The sequence below is a fragment of the uncultured Roseovarius sp. genome (assembly GCF_913057115.1).
Taxonomy (GTDB): domain Bacteria; phylum Pseudomonadota; class Alphaproteobacteria; order Rhodobacterales; family Rhodobacteraceae; genus Roseovarius.
The window spans coordinates 1-26,266 of record NZ_CAJXNN010000043.1 but is presented as its reverse complement, the minus strand read 5'-3'; the positions used below and the strand labels follow the sequence as shown (position 1 = coordinate 26,266).

Below are 26,266 nucleotides of genomic sequence, written 5' to 3'. Positions count from 1 at the left end.
CGATGCGCGGCGGCGCTACGCGCCTTGATTCCGCGCAATGGCAATGTCCGCTCCGTGCCGCATGTCGGTTACTCAACAGGCGCACAGTTAAGTTCCGCTCTGACGTACCTCACTGTCTCGCATCTCGTCCGCTCCGGGCTGACACCCGACATTTCTTTCCGGAAAAACCCAAACCGTACGAAACGCCCGTACGTTTCGTACAAAACCCACAGCGCGCCCTGTTAACTCGCCGGGGCACCGCGAAAAATACCGACGCGATACCGACGTTTTACCGATCTGTTACAGACAGGGGTTTTCCCTGTTAACTCAACCCCTTACCCCCGATTCGCCGCCCCCTCTTTCCAACCAATCGAAACCGTGCCACTTTTCACCCCATGATACAGATCACCTCGCCCAACGGCACCCCCATCAGCCGCTTTGCCTTCGGCACCATGCAATTCGGTGGCCGCGCCGATGAGGCCGAAAGCCAAGCCATGTTCGAAGCCTCTTTGCAGGCCGGGATCACCCATTTCGACACCGCCCATGTCTACAATGACGGTGCTTCCGAAACCCTGCTTGGCCGCTTCGCCGCCGCCCATCGTGAGCGGCTCGTGATCGCCACCAAGGCGGGATATACGGGCGGCGCGGGGCGGGCTAACCTACTGTCCCAATTCGACATTTCCCGCCAGCGTTTGGATATGGATATGGTCGATATCCTCTATCTCCACCGCTTCGATCCCGCGACCGACCTGCGCGAAACCCTCGACACCTTCGCCCATCTGCGCGACGCGGGCCAGATCCGCTATCTGGGCCTGTCGAACTTCGCCGCGTGGCAGGTGATGAAAGCCGCCTGCATCGGCGCCGCTTTCGATCTGCCCGTCGGCATCCTCCAACCGATGTACAGCCTCGTCAAACGCCAAGCCGAGGTTGAGATCCTGCCGATGTGCGCCTCCGAAGGCATCAACGTCGCCCCCTACTCCCCCCTTGGCGGCGGCCTGCTCACCGGCAAGTACGCCCAAGGCCAACCCGGCCGCCTCACCGAGGATGACCGCTACGCCGCGCGCTATGGTTTGGACTGGATGCACGAGGCCGCTAAGCACTTGAAAACTATAGCAGATGAACTTTCCGTGGCTCCCGCCACCTTGGCCGTTGCATGGGCTGCGCGCCATGCTTCAAATCACATGCCGATCCTCTCGGCCCGTTCGGTGGATCAGCTCACCCCCTCTCTCGCGGCGCTGGATTTCCCCATGGATGACGCGCTCTATGAGCGGCTCACCGCCCTAACCCCCACGCCGCCGCCCGCCACCGACCGGATTGAGGAGGCCTGAGCCATGCCACGCCGCCTGAACCTGCCCGACAGCGCCTCCACCGCCACCCCCGACGAGGATGGCCGCCTTTACGCCCCCTCCTCCGAGCGCAACGCCGGTCCCCTGCTTGCCCTTCTCAAACACCACGGACCCTCCGAAGGCCGCGCATTGGAACTGGCCGCAGGCACGGGCCAACACGCCGCACATTTCGCCGCAGCCCTGCCCGGTCTGCACTGGCAACCCACCGAGATCGACGCTACACGCCGCCAAAGCATTGAGTCTTGGGCGAAAACCGTGGATGCGCCCAACCTTCAACCGGCTATCGAGCTTGACGCAACCGCCCCCGGCTGGGGCGCAAATCATGCAGGCCAAGACCTGATCCTGCTGGTCAACCTGCTGCACCTTATCTCCACGCCAGAGGCGCAAACCCTTGTCTCGGAGGCCGCACAGGCCCTCGCGCCGGGTGGTCGCCTCATTCTCTACGGCCCCTTCCTGCGCGATGGCGAGGCGACATCAGAGGGCGATGCCAGCTTCCACGCCTCGCTGACCGCCCAAGACCCGGAAATTGGCTACAAAGATGATTTCGACGTGATCGACTGGCTGCACGAGGCTTGGCTGGAGCTGGTCGATGTGGTCGAAATGCCCGCCAACAACCTGGCATTGGTCGCAAAGCGCCCCGGCTGATCTGCATCAAAGACGGGCCTTGCCGGGCTGCTATGGACCATCCTGAAAACACATTCAGGAGTCAGAACATGAGCTGGAGCGACAAACTCAGCGGCACCCGTAACCAATTGCGCAGCCTCAATAAATGCATCCCCGAGACCGCTCAGGCCTTCGGCGCTTTGGGCAAATCGGTGAAAGAAGGCGGCACGCTTGACTTCAAAACCAAGGAGTTTGTCGCCCTTGGCATCGCCGTCGCCACCAAATGCGAAGCCTGCATCGCCATCCACATCGAAACCCTGATCCGCTGCGGCGCCAGTCGTGACGAGGTGGGCGATGTCTTGGGCATGTGTATCCAGATGGGCGGCGGCCCCTCGATGATGTACGCGGCAAAGGCCCTTGAGTGTTACGACGAACTCAGCAAATCCGCCTAAAGGCGCATCGTTGCGGCGCAAACGCGGGATTTCCCCTTAAACCTTGGCGGAAATCCCGCTTTGCTGTTGGGTGACAGTTACAGTTAAGGGGGATTCCACATGTCGATCATGAAATTGCTTGAACAGGCCCAAGGCGGCCAAGGCCTTTCGCAACTGGCCAGCCAATTTGGCTTGGACGAATCCAAGGCACAGGAACTCACGCAAATGCTGGCCCCCGCCATTGGGCAAGCCGCCAAGAAACGTGCCGAAGAAGGTCAATTGGACACTGTCCTCGGTGCCATGAAAGGCGAAGACAAGGCCGCGTTTTTCGACGATGCCGCCGCTGCCGCCGCCCCCGAGGCACAGGCACAAGGCCAGAATTTCCTTGAAAACCTGCTGGGCGACAGTGCCGCCACCGAAGGCCTTGCCGCCACGCTGGCCGAAAAAGTTGGGCTGGATCAAGACACCTTCAAACAATTCATGCCCTCGGTCGCGGCCATGGCCCAAGGCGGCCTGCAAAAGCAAATGCCGGATGAACAGATCGACGGCATGATGGCCGCCGCGCAACCGCAACAATCCGGCGGGCTAATGGGCATGATCGGCGGGCTCTTGGGCGGCAACAAGGGCGGTGAAGCCGAAGGCCAAGGGAATGCGCTTGGCATGCTCAACCAAATGCTGGACGCTGATGGCGACGGCAACGCCATGAACGACATCCTCGGCAAGTTCATGCGCTGAAAAACCTATTGAAATCAAGGTAAAGGGCCGCGCATCGCCGTGGCCCTTTGTCGTTTCACAGCATAGCTTGACAACACGCTTTGCGCGTCCGATTCTAAGTTCACTCAACCAAATCTTGGGGCCGCATATGCGACTGATCCTGATCCTCGCCTTGCTGGTCCTCGTCCTTGCCGCCCCCGCCTCGGCGCAAAACGCCTTTGGCGACAGCGACCCGGTGGATTTCGCCCACCCCGCACCGCAAAGCTACCCAATCCACGGCATCGACGCCGCCCGTTTTCAGGACCACATCAACTGGCGCCGGGCCAAGCGCGCAGGCGTGCGGTTTGCCTTCGTCAAGGCCACCGAGGGCGGCGATCTTCTGGATGTGGAATTCAAAACCCACCTCAATGGTGCCCTGCGCGCAGGCGTCCCCGTAGGGGCTTATCACTTCTATTATTTTTGCACCCCTGCCCGGGTCCAGGCGCGTTGGTTCATCCGCAATGTGCCAAAACGGGCGGGTATGCTGCCTCCGGTTCTGGATTTGGAGTGGAACCACCACTCCCCCACCTGCCAACACCGCCCCGATGGCGCGCAGGTGCGCAAGGATGCCAAAATCTTCCTGCGCATCTTGGAAAACCACTACGGCCAACGCCCGATCATCTACACCACGCCGGGGTTTGACCACGACACAGGGATCACTGGCCTTAGGGGCTATGATTTCTGGCTGCGCGCCACCGCCAAGACCCCGGCACAGGTCTATCCGGGCAAGCCGTGGCGCTTCTGGCAATACACCGGCACCGGCCTCATCCCCGGCATCACCGGCCATGTCGATATCAACGTCTTCAACGGCAGCCGCGCCGACTGGCGGCGATGGCTATCTCAAAACATGCGGTGAGCCGCCGCTACTCATTCGCCCGCTGCCCCCCCCAAAAAAAAGGCCATCAACGTAATCTACATAGGCAGGTGGAAGGTCGGCGAAAGACGCCATAAGCCCCGCCACGACAGCCAGGCCCAGCAGCCCGCCCAATCCCGGCAACGCAAAGTGCCATGGCCGCGCGGGGCGATCAAAAGCCCTGAAGCGCAGCGCACAGGCAATATGCGTGAACAAGGCCAGCCACGCCAAGAAATAATACGGCGCAAAGTAAAACACCGCCGGCGCACGGCTCACAACTGAAGCCGCCCAATAGCTGTTGGTCGAAAGCTCCGGATACATGGCCCGCGTCACCAGTATCGCGCCCAAATGCTGTAGCAGGAAAAAAGCCAAATAAGTTCCGGATAAAACCTGCGCCCAAGCCCACCCGCTTTGGGGTTTCCCACCTCGCCAGACCATGATCAGGCCCAAGAGGATTTGTATGAAAAACAAGGCAAAGATCGCCAATTCCAAAGGCAGAATCCGGTAAATTCCCCGCAGCCCCTCCATCACCGCCAGATGGGCATCAATCCCGCCCAGAATGACCAAATGGTTTCCAAGGTGAAACAGAAGGAAGGCCCCCAGTAACCCGGCATTCCAACGGTGCAGTTTTCGCAAAGACATGAGGCGCCTCAATAAACAAACTAAACAGTTTAGATCATATCGAAAGATGCACCTCTTACAACGAAAAAGCGCCGGGAATTACCCGGCGCTTCCTCTAACGCTATCCAGACGGGCTTACCCGTCGACGCGGATGACCTCGTTTTTCGGATCATAGGGGCTGTCTTCGACAACCTCGGCGTCCCAAAGCTGATCCATGATCTTCACTTTCAGCTTCTGGCCCACCTCGGCCTTGTCATTGCTGACATAGCCCATGCCGATGGATTTGCCGAAGTGCACCGAATAACCGCCCGAGGTCAGGCGGCCCACCTTGGTGTCGCCATCGAACAGCGCCTCGGACCCCCAAGGGTCGGCATCCTCCGGCCCGTCGATCAGAACGGTCACACATTTGAACCGCACGCCAAGCGCGTTCATGGCATCCTTGCCCTGAAACTCCTTGGATTGATCCACGAAGCGCGGCAGATCGGCCTCAAGCGGCGTCGCATCGCGGCCCAACTCGTTGCCGAAGGCGCGATAAGACTTCTCCTGACGCAGCCAGTTTTGCGCCCGCGCACCGACCCATTTCATCCCATGCGTCTCACCGGCTTTTTCCAGCAGGTCGAACAGATAGTTCTGCATTTCGATCGGGTGGTGAAGCTCCCAGCCCAACTCACCGGTATAGGCCACGCGGATCGCGCGCACCGGGCACATGCCCAACTCGATGTCACGGCAGCTCAGCCACGGGAAGCGCTTGTTGCCAAGCACGGTTTCGGGGTCAACGTCCTTGACCACCTCTTTCAAGACATCGCGCGACTTCGGCCCGGCGATGGCGAAAACGCCCCACTGCGTGGTCACATTCTCAACCGAGATATAGCCGAACTCGGGCGCTTTATCCTCGGCACATTTGCGCAGGTAATCACCGTCGTAATCGGTCAGCGCGCCGGAGGAGACAAGGTAATACTCATCCTCGGCCAGACGCACGATGGTATACTCGGTGCGCGTGGTTCCGGCAGGGGTCAGCGCATAGGTCAGGTTGATGCGCCCAACCTTCGGCAGCTTGTTGCAGGTGAACCAATCCAGAAATTGGGTGGCACCGGGGCCTTTGACGACATGCTTGGTAAAGGCCGAGGCGTCGATCACGCCCACGCCTTCGCGGATGGCCTTGGCCTCTTCCACGGCATATTGCCACCAACCGCCACGGCGGAAGGACCGCGCGTCGTGGTCAAAAGTCTCAGGCGCATCCAGCGGCCCGAAGTAGTTCGGGCGCTCAAACCCGTTGACACAGCCAAACTGCGCGCCGCGCGCCTTCATCCGGTCATAGCAAGGTGCGGTCCGCAGCGGGCGGCAAGCCTCGCGCTCTTCGTCGGGGTGGTGCAGGATATAGACGTGCTCATAGGCCTCTTCATCCTTGCGCGCCGACCACTCGGTCGTCATCCAGCTACCAAAGCGTTTCGGGTCAAGCGAGGCCATGTCGATCTCGGCTTCGCCCTCCACCATCATCTGCGCCATGTAATAGCCGGTGCCACCCGCAGCGGTGATGCCAAAGCTGAACCCTTCAGCCAGCCACATGTTGCGCAGGCCCGGTGCCGGACCAACCAGCGGGTTACCATCGGGGGTATAGCAGATCGGACCGTTGTAGTCGTCCTTCAGACCCACGGTCTCCGACGACGGAATACGGTGAATCATACTCATGTATTCCTCTTCGATCCGCTCCAGATCCAGCGGGAAGAGGTCGGCACGGAAGCTATCGGGCACACCGTATTCAAAACGCGCGGGCGCGTTGCGCTCATAGGGGCCAAGGATCCAGCCGCCACGCTCCTCGCGGACATACCACTTGGCGTCGGCATCGCGCAGAACCGGATGCTCGCCGTGGGTTTTACGGTATTCAACCAATTCGGGGTCGGGTTCGGTCACGATAAACTGGTGCTCGACCGGGATGGCCGGGGTCTTGATCCCCAACAGCTTCGCGGTGCGCTGCGCGTGGTTGCCGGTGGCGGTGACCACATGCTCGGCGGTGACGACCATCTGCTCTTCGGAGGGCACAAGGTTACCGCCCTTTTCGACCATCTTGGTCAGGGTCACTTCCCAGGCCTCACCGTTCCAGTGATAGGCATCCGCCTGCCATTTCCGCTCGATCGTAACGCCACGCTGACGCGCGCCCTTGGCCATCGCCATGGTCACGTCGGCGGGGTTAATATAGCCATCGGTGGGGTGATAGATCGCACCGACCAGATCCTCGCAGTTGACCAGCGGCCACCGGTCCTTGATCTGCGCCGGGGTCATCCACTCGTAAGGCACGCCCACGGTATCGGCGGTGGCGGCATAGAGGCGATATTCATCCATCCGCTCTTCGCATTGCGCCATGCGCAGGTTACCCACCACGCTAAAGCCCGCGTTGAGGCCGGTTTCTTCCTCAAGCGTCTTGTAGAACTTCACAGAATAGTCGTGAATATGGCTCACGGCGTAGGACATGTTGAACAGCGGCAGAAGGCCCGCCGCGTGCCATGTCGAGCCGCTGGTCAGTTCATCACGTTCCAGCAACACCACGTCTTCCCAACCGAACTTGGCGAGGTGGTAGGCAATCGAGGTGCCGATGGCGCCACCACCGACAATGAGGGCTTTGACTTGGGTTTTCATGACCGGCGACTCCTTGGGTCCGTGTGTTAGAAGATATCTATCACGCCTGTCACACGGCGAAGGGTTCAGCCGACACAAGAAAGCATAAAACCGACGCGCGGGGGCGTCGGCTTTCTATAGATCGGGCCTGTGAGGGCTTACATGGGCTTCAGCCCCGGATCACCTTGGCAAACTTGTCGAAAATCGCCTCGTTCGAACAGATCACCTCGCCATCCTCAAGGATATCGCCGCCTTCGCCCATCGGCTCGATCAACCCGCCCGCCTCGCGGATGATGATGATGCCTGCGGCCATGTCCCAAGCATTGAGGCGTCGCTCCCAGAAGCCGTCGTAGCGGCCCGCCGCGACATAGGCCATGTCCAAGGCGGCCGACCCCCAACGCCGCACCCCGGCGCATTCCGGCATGATCCGCGCCAGATCCTGCAAGGTCACCGGCAAATCGCTGCGGCCGCCGAACGGTACACCAGTAGCAAAGATCGACTCGATCATCTTGTGGCGCCCCGACACCCGCAACCGGCTTTCGTTCATAAAGGCGCCCTCGCCCTTTTCAGCAAAGAACAACTCGTCCTTGGCGGCATCATAAATGACCCCGGCCACGATCTTGCCCTTATGCTCAAGCGCGATGGACACCGCCCAATGCGGCAAACCATGCAGGAAATTGGTGGTGCCATCCAAGGGGTCGACAATCCAGCGGCGCGTCGGGTCTTCACCCGGCTCCTCGCCGCCCTCTTCGGCCAGCCAGCCATAGGTCGGGCGCGCGCCGCGCAATTCTTCCTTCAAGATCGCCTCGGCGGCCAGATCGGCCCGGCTTACGAAATCGCCCGCGCCCTTCATGCTGACTTGCAGGTTTTCCACCTCGCGGAAATCCTTGACCAAGGACCGCCCCGCCTTGCGCGCGGCTTTCATCATGATGTTGAGATTGGCACTGCCCACCATTGGATCGGCTCCTTTGATTCAAACCGCGCGTATACGCCCGCCCCGTCCGCGCTGCAAGGCCCTCGCGACCTGATCACGCGGCGCGGCTGCGCCGCACAGGTTTGTTTGGAAAAGGGGGCGCTGCCCCCGCCGCCCTTCGGGCGACTCCCCCGGGATATTTTTGAACAGAAGAAGGGAAGGAGACCTGGCCCCTTTCCCTTGGCCTGCGCATTGGGTAGATGGACCACAAAGACCGATCAGATCACGGGGACCGCGCCATGGGCATGGACAAGACATTCAACGCCGCCGAGGCCGAAGAGCGCCTTTACAAGGCATGGGAAGAGGCCGGGGCCTTCAAGGCCGGGGCCAATGCCAAGCCGGGGGCTGAGGCGTTCTCGATCATGATCCCGCCACCCAATGTGACGGGCAGCCTGCACATGGGCCATGCCTTCAACAACACGTTGCAGGACATCCTGACCCGCTGGCACCGGATGCGTGGGCATGACACGCTCTGGCAACCGGGCCAAGACCACGCCGGGATCGCCACGCAGATGGTGGTGGAGCGCAAGCTGGCCGAGGAAGGCCAGCCGGGGCGGCGCGAGTTAGGACGTGAGGCATTCCTCGAAAAGGTCTGGGAATGGAAGCAGGAATCGGGCGGTACGATCATCAACCAATTGAAGCGCCTTGGGGCCTCTTGTGATTGGTCGCGCAACGCTTTCACCATGTCCGGTGCCGACGGCGCACCGGAAGGCGAAGAGGGCAATTTCCACGATGCCGTGATCAAGGTCTTTGTCGACATGTACAACAAGGGCCTGATCTATCGCGGCAAGCGCCTTGTGAACTGGGACCCACATTTCGAAACCGCGATTTCCGATCTAGAAGTCGAGAACATCGAAAAGCCGGGCCATATGTGGCATTTCAAATACCCGCTGGCTGGTGGCGAAACCTACACCTATGTCGAGAAAGACGAAGACGGGAACGTCGTGCTGGAAGAAGAACGCGATTACATTTCCATCGCCACCACGCGCCCGGAAACCATGCTGGGCGATGGCGCGGTGGCGGTTCACCCATCAGATGAGCGTTACGCGCCAATTGTTGGAAAACTCTGTGAAATTCCGGTTGGTCCGAAGGAGCACCGTCGCCTGATCCCGATCATCACCGATGAATATCCCGACCCCACCTTCGGCTCGGGCGCGGTGAAAATCACCGGCGCGCATGACTTCAACGACTATGAGGTCGCCAAGCGCGGCGGCATTCCGATGTATCGCCTGATGGACACCAAGGGCCATATGCGGGCCGACGGCGCAGCTTACGATCAGGCCGCCACCCGCGCCCAGGAAATCGCCAACGGAGCCGACTTTACCGTGGAGGAAGTCGACACCCTCAACCTCGTGCCCGACGATCTGCGCGGCTTGGACCGGTTTGAGGCCCGCAAGCGCGTGGTCGACCAGATCACTAGCGAAGGCCTCGCTGTCATGGTTGAAAATGATCAAGGCGAAACGGTGCCGCTTGTGGATAACAAGCCAATCATGCAGCCTTTTGGCGATCGCTCCAAGGTCGTGATCGAACCAATGCTGACCGATCAGTGGTTCGTGGACACCTCCAAAATCGTCGGGCCCGCCCTTGAGGCGGTGAAATCCGGCGAGGTCACCATTATGCCGGAAAGCGACCGCAAGGTTTATTTCCACTGGCTGGAAAATATCGAGCCTTGGTGCATCTCGCGGCAGCTTTGGTGGGGCCACCAGATCCCGGTTTGGTATGGTTTTGACCTTAGCAACCCAAGCTTCCACGATGACGAAGGTGATGGCACCCTTGACCTGGTGGAGATGCAAAACCTGCTGATCGAAGGCCACAACAGCCCGCTCATGGAATGCGCCGCAGATTTTGACGCAATTTCCGAGGCTTATCACGCAAAGCTCGCGCAACTTCCCGTGCCCCTTCAGGCCATGACCGTGGTCGAGGCCGAGAGCCGCGAAGACGCGCTGCACAAACTCGCCGCCAGCCTTGCCGAGTATACCGCCAGCCAAGACCCCACCCATCTGGTCTACCCCGTCTGGCGTGACCCGGACGTGCTTGACACCTGGTTCTCGTCGGGCCTCTGGCCGATCGGCACCCTGGGTTGGCCGGAAAACACCGAGGAACTGGATAAATACTTCCCCACCTCCGTCCTGATCACCGGCTTTGATATCATCTTCTTCTGGGTCGCCCGGATGATGATGATGCAATACGCCGTGGTCGGCCAAAAACCCTTCAGCCACGTCTATGTCCACGCTCTTGTCCGCGACGAGAAGGGCAAGAAGATGTCCAAATCGCTGGGCAATGTCCTCGACCCGCTGGAACTGATCGACGACTACGGCGCCGACGCCGTTCGCTTCACGCTCACGGCCATGGCCGCCATGGGCCGCGACCTGAAGCTCTCGACGCAACGCATTGCGGGATATCGGAATTTCGGCACCAAGCTCTGGAACGCCGCACGCTTCGCCGAGATGAACGACGCCACAGGCTCCGACGGGCAAATCCCGCAGGCCACGGCCACCGTCAACAAATGGATCATCGGCGAAACCGCCCGCGTCCGCGCCGAGGTGGACCATGCGCTTGAGCAATTCCGCTTCAACGATGCCGCCAATGCGCTTTATGCCTTCGTCTGGGGCAAGGTTTGCGACTGGTATGTGGAATTCTCCAAGCCGCTACTGATGGATGGCGACGATGCCACCAAGGCCGAGACCCAAGCCACCATGGCCTGGGTCATCGACCAATGCCTCGTTCTGCTTCATCCCATCATGCCCTATATCACCGAAGAGCTTTGGGGCACCTTGGGTAAGCGCGATCAAATGCTGATTCACGCCGATTGGCCCCAATACGGCGAGGACCTGATCGACCCCGAGGCCGACCGCGAGATGAACTGGGTGATCGACCTGATCGAACAGGTCCGCTCGGCCCGGGCGCAGGTGCATGTGCCGGTGGGTCTTTATATCCCCGTGCTCTGCACCGAATTGGACGACAAAGGCCGCGCCGCATGGGAGCGTAACGAGGTGATGATCAAGCGCCTCGCCCGGATCGACAGCCTGACCGATGTGGATGAACTCCCCAAGGGCTGTATCACTGTGGCCGTCGATGGCGGCAGCTTTGCCTTGCCGCTGGCCGATGTGATCGACGTGGGCGAGGAAAAGGCGCGCCTGGAAAAGACCCTTGGCAAGCTGGAAAAAGAGCTGGGTGGTCTGCGCGGGCGGCTCAACAACCCCAAATTCGTCGAGAGCGCGCCCGAGGAAGTCGTGGACGAAGCCCGCGAAAACCTGCGCACCCGCGAGGAAGAAGAGGGCAAGCTGCGCGCCGCCTTGGATCGCTTGGCCGAACTGGGATAAAGGCCGCGACGCTGGCTAAGGGGCTGTTTTCTTTCAAAGAAAACAGTCCGAATTCTTTGCAAGAATTCGCCCGCCCCCCCGCGCGCTTGGTGCACCTGTCCAATTTGTCAGGTGCGCCCGATCCAAAGGACATACTGTCCAATGCACTCGGCTCCAACCGGGCGTAACCTTGCGTGGGGTGTGCATTCATGTTCATAAAACTTTCTCTGGCCATCAAGCACCTCAGTCTTTCTTGCATCCCAGCCCGCTTTGCCCTTACCTGCTACCCATGACCGGACCACGCTACACCGACCTCATCCAATCGCTGCCTTCCACCGTGCCCTTTGTCGGGCCTGAGGAACAGGAACGCGCCCGTGGCGCGCCTTTCCGCGCAAGGCTTGGGGCCAACGAAAGCCTGTTCGGCCCCTCGCCCAAGGCCGTTGAAGCGATGCGCGAAGCCGTAGGCGGCATCTGGAAATACGGCGAACCCGATAGCTACGATTTGCGCCATGCCTTGGCCGATCACATGGGGTGCGCGCCGGAAAATATCCTTGTGGGCGAAGGGATTGACGGGCTTTTGGGCAATCTCGAACGGCTGCTGATTGCCCCCGGCGATGCGGTCGTTACCTCGGACGGGGCCTATCCCACCTTCAACTACCATGTTGCGGGCTTCGGCGGAGCACTTCACAAGGTTCCTTACCTCGGCGATCACGAAGACCCGGCCAGCCTCTTTGCCAAGGCGCGGGCGGTCGGAGCCAAACTGGTCTATCTGGCCAATCCCGATAACCCGATGGCGACTTGGCACAGGGGCGATACCCTTATGAACGTTCTGGAGAGTTTGCCCGAGGGATGCCTGCTGCTCTTGGATGAGGCCTACATCGAATTTGCCCCCAAAGGCACCGCGCCCGATATTGACCCCGAGGACCCCCGCGTGATCCGGATGCGCACCTTTTCCAAGGCCTATGGCATGGCGGGCGCGCGGATCGGATATGCCATCGGTGCTGCGGGTCTGATCAAAAGTTTTGACAAGATTCGCAACCATTTCGGCATGAACCGACTGGCGCAGGCCGGGGCCTTGGCCGCCCTGCAAGACAAAGCCTGGCTGGCCCATGTGCAGGCCGAAGTCGCCACCGCCCGCAAGCGGATCGACCAGATCGCGCGCGACAATGGTCTGACCACCCTGCCCTCGGCCACGAACTTCATGGCCGTCGATTGCGGCGGTGACGGGACATTCGCCAAGGCCGTGCTTGATGGGTTGGTCGCTCGCGGCGTATTCGTCCGCATGCCTTTTGTCGCGCCGCAGAACCGCTGCATCCGTATCAGCTGTGGCCGCGCGCAAGACCTCGACATTCTGGCCGAAGCGCTACCAGAGGCCTTGGCCGAGGCGCGCGGCTGAACCAAATATCGCAGCCACCCGACAAGCCCCGCTATGAGTCGCAAACATGTCATGGCAGACAGAGTGCGCTCCAGAGGTTAAGGCAGGGTAAAAACCGGACGCGAACCGGGTAGATATGTGCGTTTTGTACGTTACCCACGCGGCCGCCATCAATTTTCGTACAAAACTCGCGTACAAAACGTACAAGTTGTACGTAACTTTCCGCGCATTTCGGTTCTCTCTGAGAATTTACCTGATTTTCGCAAATTGCGCGCTAATCTACCCTCATGCGACGCGGAAACATGCCCTCTGCCCCGGATTACACCAACGCCGCACTTGTCATGGGTTTTGTGAATTTATTGTGGGTTCTTATGGTCTTATGGGCCGCCTTTGGCTTCGCAGCGGTGTTAGCAGCAGGTTTTAGCCTCGACAGACTCATTGTCTGGCTGGCCAACCGGCGCTGAATTTTCCCTTTCCGCCAAGACTTTAGCCGCTGCATCAAGGGCACCCGCGCCATGCGGCACACCCAAAGCCATCAACCCCGCATTGACCGACGCCAGCATACCCAACACCATATGCGCGTTTACATGCCCCATATGTCCCATGCGAAAAAACCCATGCCATTCCGGGTCACCGGGTTCGGCCATGCCAAGGCCGATGCCCAAGGTGACCTCCGCCTCGCGTTCCAGCCATGCGCGCAGCTCCGTGCCGAAGGGCGCCCCGATCCGAAGCGATGTCACGGCATGGCTACGATGCGCCACATCCGCAACATTTAGTGCCAAGGGTCCCTCTTCACTCCAGATATCGCAAGCGGCCCAGATCGCCCGCGCCAAACGCGCGTGCCGCTCCCAGATCGCTTCGAGCCCTTCGCCATGGATCATGTCCAAGGCCGCGCGCAGGCCATAAAGATGATGCGTGGGGGCTGTGCCACCGAAATATTGGTAAAACATCTCTGGCTCGGCCCGGTGCGTCCAGTCCCAGTACCGGCTGACACGCGCCATGCCACGGCGCGCCTCGGCCGCCTTCTCGTTGAAAAACACGAATCCAAGCCCCGGCGGCACCATCAATCCCTTCTGGCTGGCCGCAACCATCACATCGACGCCCCAATCGTCCATCTGGAACCTGTCACAAGCCAGCGAAGCGATACAATCCACCATCAAAAGGGCCGGATGCCCCACTCTATCGATGATACGGCGCATCGCCTCAATATCGTTGCGAATGGAGGTCGAGGTATCCACATGCGTGGCCAGCACTGCCTTGATTTCATGCGATTTATCAGCGCGCAAAGCCACTTCAAAGCGATCCAGATCCACCGGGGACCGCTTACCGAAATCCAGCACATCCACTTCAGCGCCAAGGCCGCTGGCAATCTCTCCCCAGCCATGGCCGAACCGCCCCGTAGCCGGCACCAATACTCGCTCCCCGGGCGCCACGACATTCGCGAGGGCCGCTTCCCACGCGCCGTGGCCATTGCAAATGTAGATCGCCACATGCCCCTCGGTCTGCGCCACACGGCACAAGTCCGACGTTAGGCCCGGCATCATCTCGACAAGCTCGCCTTCATAGATATTGGGAGCGCTGCGGTGCATGGCGCGCAATACCGCTTCGGGCATGACCGAAGGGCCCGGGATGGCAAGGTAGGGGCGACCGGTGGTATGGCTCATGGGATCTCTCCAAACATGCAGGGTTTCACACTACGCGCCTTCTTCACGCCGTCAATCAACGATGACTGTCTTGCCTTGTGCGCGCCCGCCGCCTAAACGGGGCTCGCCCGATCCGCGGGCCACAAGGACGGAGCGCAAGCCACCACATGCCCATTTTCAAACGGATATCCAATTGGGAACGCGACTTGCGCGCCTCCTACAACACGGATCTTTCAACACCGGAAAACCGGCGCCGCGCGCATATCTATAACCTGTGGTTCGATCACGCGATCCTACGCAGATTCTGGACCAACTTTTTCCCGGTTGCACCGGGGGTCTATCGCTCGAACCAACCAACGCATGAACGCTTCGTCAAGCTCAAGGGGATGGGGATCAAATCGGTTCTCAACCTGCGCGGGGCGGCCGGGGCAGCGCACTATCTGGTCGAGGAAGAAAGCTGCCGAGAGCTTGGCCTGACACTGGTCAATGTCTCGCTCATGGCACGCAACGCCGCGCCCCGGGAAAACATTCTGCAAGTGATCGAGGCCTTCCGCAGCATCGAAAAACCCTTTGTCATGCACTGCAAATCCGGGGCCGACCGCGCGGGCTTTGCCTCGGCCATATATCTTCTGGTTATCGAGGGCCGCCCGGTCTCCGAAGCGCGCAAGATGCTCAGCGCCAAATATATCCACTTCCGCTGGACCAAAACCGGCGTTCTGGATTTCATTCTTGATCGCTATGACGCACGCCAGAAGGAAACCGGCATAGGTTTCGAAGACTGGATCAAAACCGAGTACGATCACCTGCAAATGCAAGCCGATTATGAGGCAAAGCACAAACCGCTGGTCTGAAGGTCAGTACCGCTTGGCCAAACGCCCCGGGTCCGCGCCCAAAAGGTAGCGAACTAGGAGCGAGAGATTCCGCGCCCCGCGCCGCAACCACCCCTCGCGCATGTATCTTTCTGCACTTGTCGTCATCGCTTGCGGCAGTACACGCAATCGCCGCCCCAAACGGCGCGACAGGGCCACATCCTCCATCAGCGGCACATCGGGATACCCCCCGACGGCATCATAGTCCCGCCGAGACATCAGCATGCCCTGATCTCCGTAAGGCAGGTGAAACACCCGGGACCGGAGGTTGGCCCACCCGGCGACCACAGGCGGCGCAAGACCAGATGTATCGAATTTCAGGCGGAAAGCAGCGGGCCGGCCATCCTGCATCTGAGCCGTCACAACCGCAGGCCAGCCCAAGGGCAAAACGCTGTCTGCATGTAGCACCAAGAGCCACTCGCCCTGCGTGGCCTCGACCCCGCGCCGCAACTGACCGCCGCGCGACGGCGGGCCTTTGACCACAACCGCCCCCGCCATCTCGGCGATCTCAAGGGTGTTATCCTCCGACCCTCCGTCAGTAAAAACAACCTCGCGGATCAGTCCGGCATCAAGCCCCTCGCCAAGCGCACTCAGGCATAGCGGCAAGGCGTCCGCAGCATTCAATGTCGGGATCACAATCGACAATTTCGCGCGCATCACCGCCCCCTGTTGCCAGCCACGCCAAGACCTATATTACAGGGAAACAGGCGATTGGAGGGGCAATGACGCGCAAGATCCTCGAAATATCCGGCTCTGAGGCCGAAGACTTTCTTCAGGGGCTGGTCACGAACGACCTCAAGCATCTTGAGGATGGATTGGTTTATGCCGCCATTCTGACCCCTCAAGGCAAATATCTAGCCGATTTTTTTCTTCTACGTCATGGGGACAGCATCCTGCTTGACGTCGATGAAATGCTGGCCCCGGGGCTGTTGCAGCGCCTCAATATGTACAAACTGCGCGCCGATGTTCAGATCAGCGAAGGTGATCTGAAGGTTCAGCGCGGCACTGGTGCCGCGCCTGAGGGGGCCCTGCCCGATCCGCGCCACCCGGATATGGGCTGGCGTAAATACGGTGACGAAGACGGCGATGACGGCACCGATTGGGATGCCATTCGCGTGGCCCATTGCATCCCCGAAACCGGCGTGGAACTCAGCCCCGACACGTTCATCCTAGAGGCCGGTTTCGAACGGCTCAATGGCGTTGATTTCAAAAAGGGGTGCTACGTCGGCCAAGAGGTCACCGCACGCATGAAGCACAAAACCGAGCTGCGAAAGGGTTTTGCAACGGTTTCCGTAAACGGCAGCGCCCCAATTGGCACGGCGATTACCCTCGATGGCAAACCCGCGGGCACGCTCTTCACGCAGTCTGGTGGGCGCGGAATCGCCTACCTCCGCTTTGACCGCGCCAAACCCGGTATGATTGCCGGCGAGGCCCGCGTCGATCCAATCTAACCCCAATAAGGAAAAGCCCCTTCGCAAATCACGCGGTTTGCGATATCCTTTGTTAATCTTCGGTTAGCCACGGCAAGATGGCACAGGCCGAGGAGAGGCAGAGCAGGTAGATCACATGGCGCGGTACAGCGTATGGATGCTCGAGGCATCCAATATCACCGTGAGCGGAGGTCAGTCGCTGAGCGGGATCACGCAGGGCGATGGTTCACATCTTGTGGGTGAGACGATCCGCCTTGATACCAACGACTGGCTGGAAACGGCCATTCGTGACGGCGGCCAAGACAGTGATTTCGACGACAACGACAACAATCAGCGCCTCGACGGCGCCCAGACAATCGACGGAACGACCTACGGCAACAGTACACAGGTCGAGGCCGAGTATCGCCTCACCCTGCGCGACCCCGACACCGGCGAAACCTGGGATGTTCTGGGCTACAATATCGACAACTCCAACCCACAATACGGCACGGTTGAAGGGCTAGCCTTCGTCGGTCCTGCCGGCGGGTTTCCACCGGTAGGCAGAGACCTTGAAGTCATTGCCGCCTACGAGGGGCCAGGCAGTTCCGGACAACCATCAATCGACGCGAGCGATCTTGCCTCGCCGCCCTGTTTCACTCCCGGAACGCGCATCCTGACACCGCAGGGCTATCGCTGGGTCGAAGATTTGAAAGCCGGAGACCTCGTGGAAACCCGCGACGCGGGGGCTCAACCGCTGTGTTGGGTCGGCGAAGTGGCGCTATCGGGCCAAGACCTGCAACGCCGGCCGGAATTCTGGCCCGTTCGGATCAAGGCGCACGCCTTCGGACCGGGGCGCCCTTGCCGTGACCTGCTGCTATCGCCCCAGCACCGCATACTTCTAAGCGACTGGCGTGCAGAACTTTTTCGTGGCGAGGCCGAGGTGCTGGCCGCCTCGGTGCACTTCGTCGATGGCGTCAATGTACAGCGCGCGTCCTGTCCTACCGGGGTCCGCTACTTGCACATCATGTGTGGCACCCACCAGATCGTCCTTGCCGACGGGTTGGAGACCGAGACATTCCTTCCCGGTCAGGCCGCGCTGGCCAGTGTGCCGCGCTCAGCAGCGGACGAGGTGCTTGAACTTTTTCCCGAATTGGCCATCGCGGGTGCGGCCCCGCTTCCCGCGCGTCCCGTGCTACGCGGATGGGAAGCGCGGGTCATGCGTCCAACCGCCAATGCGGCTTAAATCACAAGTCGCTCAAGCGCGTTCGGCGTAATCCATGGTTTCGGTGTTGACGATGATGTCTTCATCCTGCCCGACGAAGGGTGGCACCATGACCTTCATGCCATTGTCCAGAACAGCAGGCTTGAAACTGTTGGCCGCGGTTTGCCCCTTTACCACCGGTTCGGTCTCGACAACCTTGCAGGTGACCTTCTGAGGCAGCGTCGCGTTCAATGCCTCATTCTCGTAGTACTCGATCTGAACCGTCATGCCATCCTGCAAGAAGGGGCGGCGCTCACCAAGGATCTCGGCAGGCAGTTCAATTTGCTCAAAAGTCTCATTATCCATGAAAACCAGCATCCCGTCGGTCTCATAAAGAAACTGCTGGTCCTTTTGCTCAAGACGCACGCGCTCCACCTTGTCGGCACTGCGAAACCGCTCGTTCAATTTCGACCCATTGCGCAGGTTACGCATTTCGACCTGCGCAAAGGCACCGCCCTTACCGGGCTTGACGTGGTCGACCTTTACAGCGCTCCAAAGGCCGCCGTTGTGTTCCAGAACATTTCCCGGACGAATTTCGTTTCCGTTGATTTTCGGCATTGTGGCAAAACCATGTCAGAAGGTTGATAGAAGTCTAAGCGCCCCTATATCTTGTTAGCAATGTCGGGGCAAGAAAACGATATCTCGTGCTGCACGTGCAGAAAGATATGAGCAAATTGCATAGAAGCTATGCAAATATGCTCTATCCGAATCGCTAAAACTCCGCCATAACCATCGCCACGCCCGAAACACAAGAGCAATAAAATCAAGGACGAAACATGAAAGATTTCGTTGACGGCACAGCCTTCAATGCCGAACAGGGCAATCGTGCTCGTAAACTTTTTGCGGCCGTTGTTCTGGCCGCTTTGGACGACGCCATTTCCGACGACAAGAAGTATGGCAATGGTCCGGAACAGATCGCCCGCTGGGCGCGCTCCCGCGATGGTCGCGAGGTGCTTTCCTGCGCCGGGATCGACCCCAACGAGCGCGTTGTCGAAGGACTAATGGAATTCGTCGGCAAAGGTGTTCGTACCTCTGTCGCGCTGTCGCGTGAAGAAAGCGAACGCCGCAATGCCGCGGCACAGGCCGAAGCGGCCTGACACTAAATCAAGCTGCCCAGAAAAAGCCCTGCCATATCGGCGGGGCTTTTTCTTTGGGGCTTTCCAGTTCCCCAGTTGCTTTGTATCACCAGCCTGCGCAATTCAGAGGGCAGCATGACCAAGGCCATCATGATTCAGGGGGCAGGTTCGAACGTGGGTAAATCCATGGTCGTGGCAGGCCTCGCCCGGGCCTTTGCCAATCGCGGCATGCGTATTGCGCCCTTCAAACCACAAAACATGTCGAACAATGCTGCTGTAACAGAAGATGGCGGCGAAATAGGTCGCGCGCAGGCGCTTCAGGCATTGGCCGCCCACCGTGCGCCGCATACCGATATGAACCCCGTCTTGCTCAAGCCCGAAACCGATATCGGCGCACAGGTCATCGTACAGGGACAACGCACCGCAACGCTACGCGCGCGCGATTATGCCAAGGCCAAACCGCGCCTCCTTGAGGCCGTGCTGGAAAGTTTTACGAGGCTTTGCGAAGGCACCGATCTGGTGATCATCGAAGGCGCCGGAAGCCCTGCGGAAGTCAACCTGCGCACAGGTGACATCGCCAACATGGGCTTTGCCGAGGCGGCAGGTGTACCGGTGATCCTTGTGGGGGACATCGACCGTGGCGGCGTCATCGCGCAGGTCGTCGGCACCCAAGCCATCCTTCCGCCCGAGGATGCCGCCCATATCAAGGGCTTTGCGATCAACAAGTTCCGTGGCGACGTCAGTCTTTTCGACGATGGGCTGGCCGAGATCATCGGGCGCACCGGCTGGCCCTCGCTTGGCGTGCTCCCTTGGTTCGACGAAGCATGGCGCCTCCCGGCCGAAGATGTGATGGATATCGCCTCAACCCCCGGCGGTGCCTTCAAGGTCGCTGTGCCGCGCCTCAACCGGATCGCCAATTTCGACGACCTCGATCCGCTCTCCAGTGAACCGAACGTCAGCGTTGAAATCATCGAAGCTGGCCATCCCCTGCCCGGTGACGCCGATCTGGTTCTGATCCCCGGCAGCAAGTCCACCATTGCCGATTTGGCGCATTTCCGCGCGCAAGGCTGGGATGTCGACCTGCACGCCCATATCCGCCGCGGCGGGCAAGTGATGGGCATTTGCGGCGGCTATCAGATGCTGGGCCGCGAGATTGCCGACCCCGACGGGCTCGAGGGCAACCCCGGTTCTGTTCCCGGCCTCGGGCACCTTGACGTGATCACGGTAATGAAACCGGAAAAGCACCTTTCATTGACCGAAGCCACCTACCTGCCCACCGGGGATGCCGTGACCGGATACGAGATTCACCTTGGCGAAACCACAGGCCCGGATTGTAGCCGCGCTTGGCTAAGCGTGGGGGACCGCCCCGAAGGCGCCGCGTCGACCACCGGCCGTGTGCGCGGCTGCTATCTCCATGGACTGTTTTCCTCGGATGCCTTCCGCGCCGCAATTCTGGCTGATCTGGGGGCCAAATCGGATTTGGCCTTCTCCGATAGCGTCGAGGCCGCGCTCAACACGCTCGCGACTCATATCGAAACACATCTCGATCTGGATTTGCTTTTGAATTTGGCCGAAACGCCGCGCTGCTACTCGAAATCCTGACTGGCCAAGGCACGGTGAATCTCGCGGCGGACCAATTTGCGGACGTTCCGCGTGATCCGCTCGCCCAAAGCTCCCTGCAATTCCTGACGCACGATCTCGCTCACCATGTCGCGCAGCGCGTCTTCATCCAGAACATCACTTTCAAGCTGCCAATCATCCGTAGCGTCCTCTGACCCCGGTGCCGTGTCTTCAGGGCGTTCAAGATGGTCATCCCGTTCGGTCGCCGAAGGTGCGAAATCATCGGCAAGACCTTCCGTCTCCGGCTCGAAGCCCTCGTCGGAGGCTGCCTCGAAAGCGGCCGGTTTCGCGTCTTGCCCGGTTTCGCCTTCCTCACTCTCATCCGACGCATGATCCTCCCACTCCAGCGTGGTCATCTGATCACCAGAATAGGGATCGTCATCATCGCCATCGGGTTCCCACTCGTCGTCGCGTCCGGCAAGCGCCGCTTCGACGCTGGCAATACGCGCTTGCAAGTCAGGGCCGTCGTCTTTAAGCGCAATTGCCTCTTCGGCCTCCTCCGCTTCAAAAGTAGCCTGATCGGTACCATTGGCCGTGTCGCGATCGTCCTCCTCAGTGACATCCGCCACTGCATCCTGGACCGGGGACTCCGAGCTTTCGGGCTCGCTATCAGCTTCCGGCGCATTGCCATTCTCAGCGCCACAGTGCGAGGCCTTGAAGAAATGGTTTTCTTCATGGTGACTGAACTCGGGCTCCGGGGCCTCGTCCTGGTCGCCGGAACTATCCGACTCTGCATGCTTTGCCGCGTCTTCCTTCATCTCAGCATCATGCTCCGATGCCTCTGATTCGGCGTCCGGCTCCACCGCGTATTGCGCAAGGAAGACCGCCTCCCCCGGGGCGGGCCCGGTCGCACCGACGTCTTCGGCATCATCGTCCTCAGGCGCGTCATCAACCCGCTGAGACGGCGTTAGAACAAGCTTATCCTGTTCATCCGGCACCGCTTTCGGCGCAGCGGATTTCTCCCGCTCATCGGTCGAAACGAGTCGCCGGATTGAGGATAGAACATCCTCGATTTCCGCATTGGTCACGGGATCGGACATATTTGAACACCACTCTTGCCTCGCCCCAGTTTACCCTTGAGCACGCATTCGCACAATAAGTTAGCCAAGGAGTTTCGAGCTAAACTTAAGGAAGGTTAAGACAAAAGGCGTCCAATTGACCTTTATTGTTTGCCCAGAGCCTTCAACACGCGGTCCAGTTTCTGACCCTGCGAACTCATCTGGGCAGGTGCGTCTTTGACCATGTTGTAATAGGCTGCCGGATCATAGGTGCGCACGTTCAGGTTCAAATCCTTCGCCGTCAACTGACCGATGGCCCCCAGCACTGCGTAGGCCGCGATATAAACATCGACTTCCGCAGAGATAAGGTTTGTGCGCGCATCAAGAAGGTTCTGCTCGGCATCAAGCACATCCAAGGTCGTCCGAGCCCCCAGTTTGGCTTCTTCCCGCACGCCGCGGAATGCGACCCGCGCGGCGCGCACCGCCTCCTGGTTCGCCGCCCGACTGGCCCGCGCGGCCTCAAGCGTTGCATAGGCATTGCCGACATCCTGAACCAGCCGCAAATTGGTTGTCAGCAGCCGCGCTCTTACTTGGTCGCGCACGGCCATCGACCGGCGCTTGGCCGAACTCAGCCGTCCACCTTGATAGATCGGCCCGCTCATCTGCACCCCGAATGAGCCCGAGCGTGAATTGTCACTGTCTTTGAGGGATTCACCGACACTCAGCCCCGCCGTCAAACCGATGGTCGGCTTCATAGCCGCCGCAGCCGCCTTCACCGTCAGTTCCGCAGAAGACACCTCGTGGCGGACCTGCAAAGCATCCGGGTGGTTGCGCAGGGTCACGTTCTTGGCTGATTCAACACCGCCTTGAAGGGCAGGAAGTCGTTGAGGCGCACGCAACTGGCCCGGGTCGCGCCCGACGGCGGCCCGGAATTCCTCTACAGCCTGCGCAAGGTTGCCACGGGCCGTGGCCAACCCACTACGCGCCAAGGCCAAGGCGGCTTCGGCTTGCGCAACGTCTGTGCGGGTCACCTCACCCACTTCAAAACGATCACGCGCCGCGCGAAGTTCCTGCCGAAGCAAGCGCAGATTGTTCTCCCGCAAGGAAACAAACTGGCTGTTCCGGCGCAGGTTCATATAGGCTTGAACCGCCCGGAAAAGAACCTGCTGCTCCACACTGCGCAGGCCTTCTCGCGTGGCCAAAACGGTTTCCTTGGCCGCTTCGATACGCAGAGGCGTCCGCCCGAAATCGTACAAAAGAAGATCAAGCGATACGCCCAGATTCAGGCTCGTTGACGACACCGGAGTTGAGACACCGTTGGTGCGGTTCTTGCCGAAGTTGCGCGTGGCATCTGCCGTCCAATTGATAATCGGGCGCAGCTCGGAAACGATCGAGGCCACATCCTCGTCCGCAGCGCGCAAAAGCGCCCGGTTCTGGTCGATCAGGCCACTATTGTTGTAAGCATCCGCAAGGGTGTCAGCCAAATTCTCGGCCTTGGCCACCACTGGAATGACCATCGCAAGTCCAATTGCCATGACCGCCGTTCTGAAAATTCGAGCCTTTGACTTGCGCAATGGACTGTCTCCGTATTCCTGCAAAAAGCTGTTATAGGGTGAACGCTGCGTGCCTTTCGAACCCCGGTAGTACCGGCGCGCCCGCGTTGAATGCGAACCGCCATGTGATATGGCCATCAATCTTGTACCCGACGCGCACAGCGCCCAAGGCACCCTCCATGAACAAGCAGGCGATACGCCCACCTTCTTTCAACTGTCCGATCAGGCCCTCGGGCAAATGCTCGACGGCCCCCTGCAACAAGATCACGTCATAAGGGCCATGTTCTGCTGCGCCATCGGCCAACGGGCCTTCGTGCAGGATCACGTTGTCGGCACCATGTTCGACCAGAAGACCCTGCGCCTCGCCTTGCATCGCGCTGTCTTCTTCCACGGCCACCACGGCCTCAGCCATCCGCGCGATCACTGCCGCAGAATAGCCCAGCGCAGATCCGATATCCAGCACCAGTTCATCGCCATGAATATCCAGCGCATCCAGCATCTTGGCCAGCGTACGCGGCTCAAGAACCACGCGCCCGCCGCCCAGATCAACGTTTTCACCAATATAGGCCGCCTCGCGTAGTTCGCGCGGCACGAAGGCTTCGCGCGGCACCGAAAGCATCGCGTCAATGATCGGGAATTTGGTCACATCGGAGGGGCGGACTTGAGTATCCACCATCATCGTGCGACGGGCGGCATAGTTTGTCATTGGCTAAACTCGTCTGTCAGTATCCTATGGCTTTATAGTGGCACAATCGCCCACCGGGAACAATGCCGATAGCACCGTTTCGGAACGGGCCCCGCCAACCATCCACGCGTATCTCCTTCCTTCAGAAAGCATGGCGTTGTCTGGCAGATGAGCATTGACGGCAGACAATTGCGAAAACGGCCCTGACTGGCTTCGGTTACGGTCTCCGGTCAGCGGCGAAACAATCACCGAAGGTCGCTCAAAAAGTCGACAACCGGCGCTCCAGGGATTACGGGAAACTCCCAGCCGATAATGCCTTGACGCCCCCCATTTAAGCCCTTAGACGGAACTTCACTTCGGCGAGTTGGCGGAGTGGTGACGCAGCGGATTGCAAATCCGTGTACACCGGTTCGATTCCGGTACTCGCCTCCAAATTCCCCTTATTGTCATATTTTTCAAGGATATCTAGGGTTAGAACAACTCTAGGGCACTAACTTGGGCAATACCATGGGCACTAAATCGAACTATCTACCCACTACACTGGTGCAAATCCCAAGCAAAGGGAGCAAGTGGTTTGTCGTTGCAACCAAGCCTGTAGAACTACAGACGGGCAAGAATATCCAACGCCGCGTATCCACCAAAACAACTGACAGACGCGAAGCGGGGCGTAGGTGGCACCAAATCGAAGCTGAGATATGGGCTGACTTTGACAAACAGATAGCAGGTTTATCCGACAGTCAGGGTAAGCAGTGGGCAGAAGACTTTGCCGCTGTTATGGGCTACGAAAGTGCTGACCCACAAGACCGTTTTGCATGGCGTAAAATGGAAAATGCTGCACAGTTCATCTTGGACAACCCATCAACCCACACTGAAGAACGCCACAACGCTGCTTTAAATTTCGTGTCCTTTGAGGTGGAAGACTACGCCAAACGCGCCCAAGGCAAGCGAATCGACAGCAGATGCCTTCCCGACCCTTCTTCGGAACCCGATGCCACGCCTGTTGATCTTACGAACAGAACCTCTTGCCCAAGGATACTTGAGTGGTTGCCGGTATACATGAGGGACAAGAAGTGGTCCGGCGTAAGGGAAAAAACCAAAAAATCAGCAGAGAACCGAATCAGAGCCTGCGCTACCATCATTGGGAACCTGCCCCTAGACCGGATAATGCTTACACACGGCCACCAGTTAGCAGAGAAGCTGGATGAACAAGCTAAGGCTAATCGCACAATCCACACCTACACGAACAACCTCTCACTCCTGCTTGACCATGCTGTAGCCAAGGCCATCAACACAACCACCACACCAAATCAGCACTTCCTGTCGGTAAACCCGATTAAAGGTCTTTCACTGCGCGGCTATGGCTCTGAGAAACGCTCTTGGGAAGCCTTAGAGGAAGACCAGCTACACGACCTATTTGCTCAAGATATGCCTTCATCTGATAGGTTGTTGTTGTCGATATTGCTCACGACAGGAATGCGAGAAGATGAAGCTGCACTCTTGACGTGGGAACAGCTGAAGACTGACAGGAATGGTATCAGATACTTTGATTTGTCAGTTGGTGCAGTGGTCAAGAACGATAAGTTTTCTGCCCGTACTGTAGCCCTGCCCGATTGCCTTAAACTCCCAAAAAAGGGAACTGGCCGGATATTTCCTCAGTGGCAGACAGATGCCGATGGGAAAGCCTCCAACAAGGTGAGTAAGCATCTTAACGCAAACTACTTCCACCCCATCCGCTATGGTCCAGAAGACGACAGAAAGGTTGTCCACTCACTACGCCACAACCTTACAGGGCTTATGCTGAACTTAACCAACCCTGCCCCATCGTCTGAACATATGGATTGGATCACTGGTCACGGCATGGAAGGAAACAAATCTGAGAGTGAGAGACAGCGCACATATCGGAAAGACCCAGACGTGTTGGTAAAGTATTCGATAGTCAATCGCATCGATCACCCTTGGTTGAACTAGAAAAAAACCCTCCATCGAGCGTACGACAGAGGGCTATAGTGGGGATAGTAATCTAGGCATAGCATGCAGTGCTACAAACTAAACGATAACGTCACTGATAAGCACCGTCGATTACTCTTATGCGCTTACTTAGCTATCTAAAGAAAAAGACCCCCAGCTATTGCTGAGGGCCAAGTCCGAAGGAACAGTTCACGTCATGAACTACAAGAGGTAATTGGCGCGTTTGTACTGACTGTCAATGATGGGAATGTAGATTGCCACCCAACCATCAGCCCTGTGGCTTTTCCCATCGTAGTACCAGAGCAGAAAAGGCATCCCAGCAACCCACACAGCAC

General features: G+C 59.2%; 22 protein-coding genes and 1 tRNA gene. 14 read left to right on the top strand and 9 right to left on the bottom strand.

The annotated features are described in order from the left end of the window. Nucleotides 1–374 precede the first annotated feature (374 nt). The 5 genes from QZ498_RS14805 to QZ498_RS14785 all read left to right on the top strand — a co-directional run bounded on the left by QZ498_RS14805 (nt 375) and on the right by QZ498_RS14785 (nt 3,968). Nucleotides 375–1,307, top strand: a complete 933-nt coding sequence (locus QZ498_RS14805; RefSeq protein WP_294623592.1) for an aldo/keto reductase — start codon at nt 375–377, stop codon at nt 1,305–1,307. Between the two features lie 3 nt (nt 1,308–1,310). Next, nucleotides 1,311–1,970, top strand: coding sequence for a DUF938 domain-containing protein (locus tag QZ498_RS14800; RefSeq protein WP_294623590.1), 660 nt, complete (start codon nt 1,311–1,313; stop codon nt 1,968–1,970). Nucleotides 1,971–2,038: 68 nt separating this feature from the next. Beyond that, nucleotides 2,039–2,380, top strand: coding sequence for a carboxymuconolactone decarboxylase family protein (locus QZ498_RS14795; protein ID WP_294623588.1), 342 nt, complete (start codon nt 2,039–2,041; stop codon nt 2,378–2,380). A gap of 99 nt (nt 2,381–2,479) precedes the next feature. After that, nucleotides 2,480–3,094: a DUF937 domain-containing protein gene (locus QZ498_RS14790; protein ID WP_294623586.1), complete on the top strand. Its 615-nt coding sequence runs from the start codon at nt 2,480–2,482 to the stop codon at nt 3,092–3,094. 127 nt (nt 3,095–3,221) lie between these two features. After that, nucleotides 3,222–3,968, top strand: a complete 747-nt coding sequence (locus QZ498_RS14785) for a GH25 family lysozyme (protein ID WP_294623584.1) — start codon at nt 3,222–3,224, stop codon at nt 3,966–3,968. Here QZ498_RS14785 and QZ498_RS14780 read toward each other — a convergent pair. The 3 genes from QZ498_RS14780 to QZ498_RS14770 all read right to left on the bottom strand — a co-directional run bounded on the left by QZ498_RS14780 (nt 3,948) and on the right by QZ498_RS14770 (nt 8,154). Then, nucleotides 3,948–4,607 carry a hypothetical protein gene (locus QZ498_RS14780; protein ID WP_294623582.1) on the bottom strand — a complete coding sequence of 220 codons (660 nt, stop codon included), beginning with the start codon at nt 4,605–4,607 and terminating at the stop codon, nt 3,948–3,950. The two genes, QZ498_RS14785 and QZ498_RS14780, sit on opposite strands and share 21 nt — an antisense overlap. A 114-nt stretch (nt 4,608–4,721) precedes the next feature. Next, nucleotides 4,722–7,220, bottom strand: coding sequence for an FAD-dependent oxidoreductase (locus tag QZ498_RS14775; protein ID WP_294623580.1), 2,499 nt, complete (start codon nt 7,218–7,220; stop codon nt 4,722–4,724). Between the two features lie 148 nt (nt 7,221–7,368). Continuing rightward, entirely contained in the window at nt 7,369–8,154 is a 786-nt protein-coding gene (locus QZ498_RS14770; protein ID WP_294623578.1) for an inositol monophosphatase family protein, read from the bottom strand. A gap of 257 nt (nt 8,155–8,411) precedes the next feature. Between QZ498_RS14770 and QZ498_RS14765 the strand changes: the two genes are divergently transcribed. Both QZ498_RS14765 and QZ498_RS14760 read left to right on the top strand, forming a co-directional pair. Next, nucleotides 8,412–11,495, top strand: coding sequence for a valine--tRNA ligase (locus tag QZ498_RS14765; RefSeq protein WP_294623594.1), 3,084 nt, complete (start codon nt 8,412–8,414; stop codon nt 11,493–11,495). 268 nt (nt 11,496–11,763) lie between these two features. Further along, nucleotides 11,764–12,870 carry a pyridoxal phosphate-dependent aminotransferase gene (locus tag QZ498_RS14760; protein ID WP_294623576.1) on the top strand — a complete coding sequence of 369 codons (1,107 nt, stop codon included), beginning with the start codon at nt 11,764–11,766 and terminating at the stop codon, nt 12,868–12,870. Between the two features lie 386 nt (nt 12,871–13,256). On the opposite strand, the gene QZ498_RS14755 is transcribed toward QZ498_RS14760, so the two are convergent. Beyond that, a complete protein-coding gene (locus tag QZ498_RS14755) occupies nt 13,257–14,513 on the bottom strand; it encodes an aminotransferase class V-fold PLP-dependent enzyme (RefSeq protein WP_294623574.1) in 1,257 nt (418 codons plus the stop codon). 146 nt (nt 14,514–14,659) lie between these two features. Between QZ498_RS14755 and QZ498_RS14750 the strand changes: the two genes are divergently transcribed. After that, the gene (locus QZ498_RS14750; protein WP_294623572.1) at nt 14,660–15,343 is read left to right on the top strand and encodes a tyrosine-protein phosphatase; all 684 of its coding nucleotides are present in this window, start codon (nt 14,660–14,662) and stop codon (nt 15,341–15,343) included. Nucleotides 15,344–15,346: 3 nt separating this feature from the next. Here the strand turns inward: QZ498_RS14750 and QZ498_RS14745 are convergent, their stop codons facing one another. Then, nucleotides 15,347–16,018: a TIGR04283 family arsenosugar biosynthesis glycosyltransferase gene (locus QZ498_RS14745; protein ID WP_294623570.1), complete on the bottom strand. Its 672-nt coding sequence runs from the start codon at nt 16,016–16,018 to the stop codon at nt 15,347–15,349. Nucleotides 16,019–16,083: 65 nt separating this feature from the next. On the opposite strand from QZ498_RS14745, the gene QZ498_RS14740 reads away from it, so the two are divergent. Next, on the top strand, nt 16,084–16,812 hold the full coding sequence (locus tag QZ498_RS14740; RefSeq protein WP_294623568.1) for a folate-binding protein: 729 nt from the start codon (nt 16,084–16,086) through the stop codon (nt 16,810–16,812). A gap of 115 nt (nt 16,813–16,927) precedes the next feature. Continuing rightward, nucleotides 16,928–18,013 (top strand): Hint domain-containing protein, encoded by a 1,086-nt coding sequence (locus tag QZ498_RS14735; RefSeq protein WP_294623566.1) that lies wholly within the window; start codon nt 16,928–16,930, stop codon nt 18,011–18,013. Nucleotides 18,014–18,025: 12 nt separating this feature from the next. On the opposite strand, the gene efp is transcribed toward QZ498_RS14735, so the two are convergent. Beyond that, complete coding sequence (gene efp / locus QZ498_RS14730) at nt 18,026–18,589, bottom strand: elongation factor P (protein ID WP_294623564.1); 564 nt, start codon at nt 18,587–18,589, stop codon at nt 18,026–18,028. Nucleotides 18,590–18,807: 218 nt separating this feature from the next. Between efp and QZ498_RS14725 the strand changes: the two genes are divergently transcribed. Together QZ498_RS14725 and QZ498_RS14720 are read left to right on the top strand one after the other, a co-directional pair. Next, nucleotides 18,808–19,128 (top strand): DUF6280 family protein, encoded by a 321-nt coding sequence (locus tag QZ498_RS14725; protein WP_154149072.1) that lies wholly within the window; start codon nt 18,808–18,810, stop codon nt 19,126–19,128. 114 nt (nt 19,129–19,242) lie between these two features. Then, complete coding sequence (locus QZ498_RS14720; protein WP_294623561.1) at nt 19,243–20,709, top strand: cobyric acid synthase; 1,467 nt, start codon at nt 19,243–19,245, stop codon at nt 20,707–20,709. On the opposite strand, the gene QZ498_RS14715 is transcribed toward QZ498_RS14720, so the two are convergent. The 3 genes from QZ498_RS14715 to QZ498_RS14705 form a co-directional block, all read right to left on the bottom strand. Beyond that, nucleotides 20,694–21,767, bottom strand: a complete 1,074-nt coding sequence (locus QZ498_RS14715) for a hypothetical protein (protein WP_294623559.1) — start codon at nt 21,765–21,767, stop codon at nt 20,694–20,696. The genes QZ498_RS14720 and QZ498_RS14715 overlap by 16 nt on opposite strands. A 122-nt stretch (nt 21,768–21,889) precedes the next feature. Then, nucleotides 21,890–23,260, bottom strand: a complete 1,371-nt coding sequence (locus tag QZ498_RS14710) for a TolC family outer membrane protein (RefSeq protein WP_294623557.1) — start codon at nt 23,258–23,260, stop codon at nt 21,890–21,892. 70 nt (nt 23,261–23,330) lie between these two features. After that, nucleotides 23,331–23,984, bottom strand: a complete 654-nt coding sequence (locus QZ498_RS14705) for a protein-L-isoaspartate O-methyltransferase (protein ID WP_294623555.1) — start codon at nt 23,982–23,984, stop codon at nt 23,331–23,333. Nucleotides 23,985–24,321: 337 nt separating this feature from the next. Between QZ498_RS14705 and QZ498_RS14700 the strand changes: the two genes are divergently transcribed. Further along, a tRNA-Cys gene (locus QZ498_RS14700) sits at nt 24,322–24,395 on the top strand. A gap of 63 nt (nt 24,396–24,458) precedes the next feature. After that, the gene (locus tag QZ498_RS14695) at nt 24,459–25,931 is read left to right on the top strand and encodes a hypothetical protein (RefSeq protein ID WP_294623553.1); all 1,473 of its coding nucleotides are present in this window, start codon (nt 24,459–24,461) and stop codon (nt 25,929–25,931) included. The last annotated feature ends 335 nt before the right edge of the window (nt 25,932–26,266 follow it).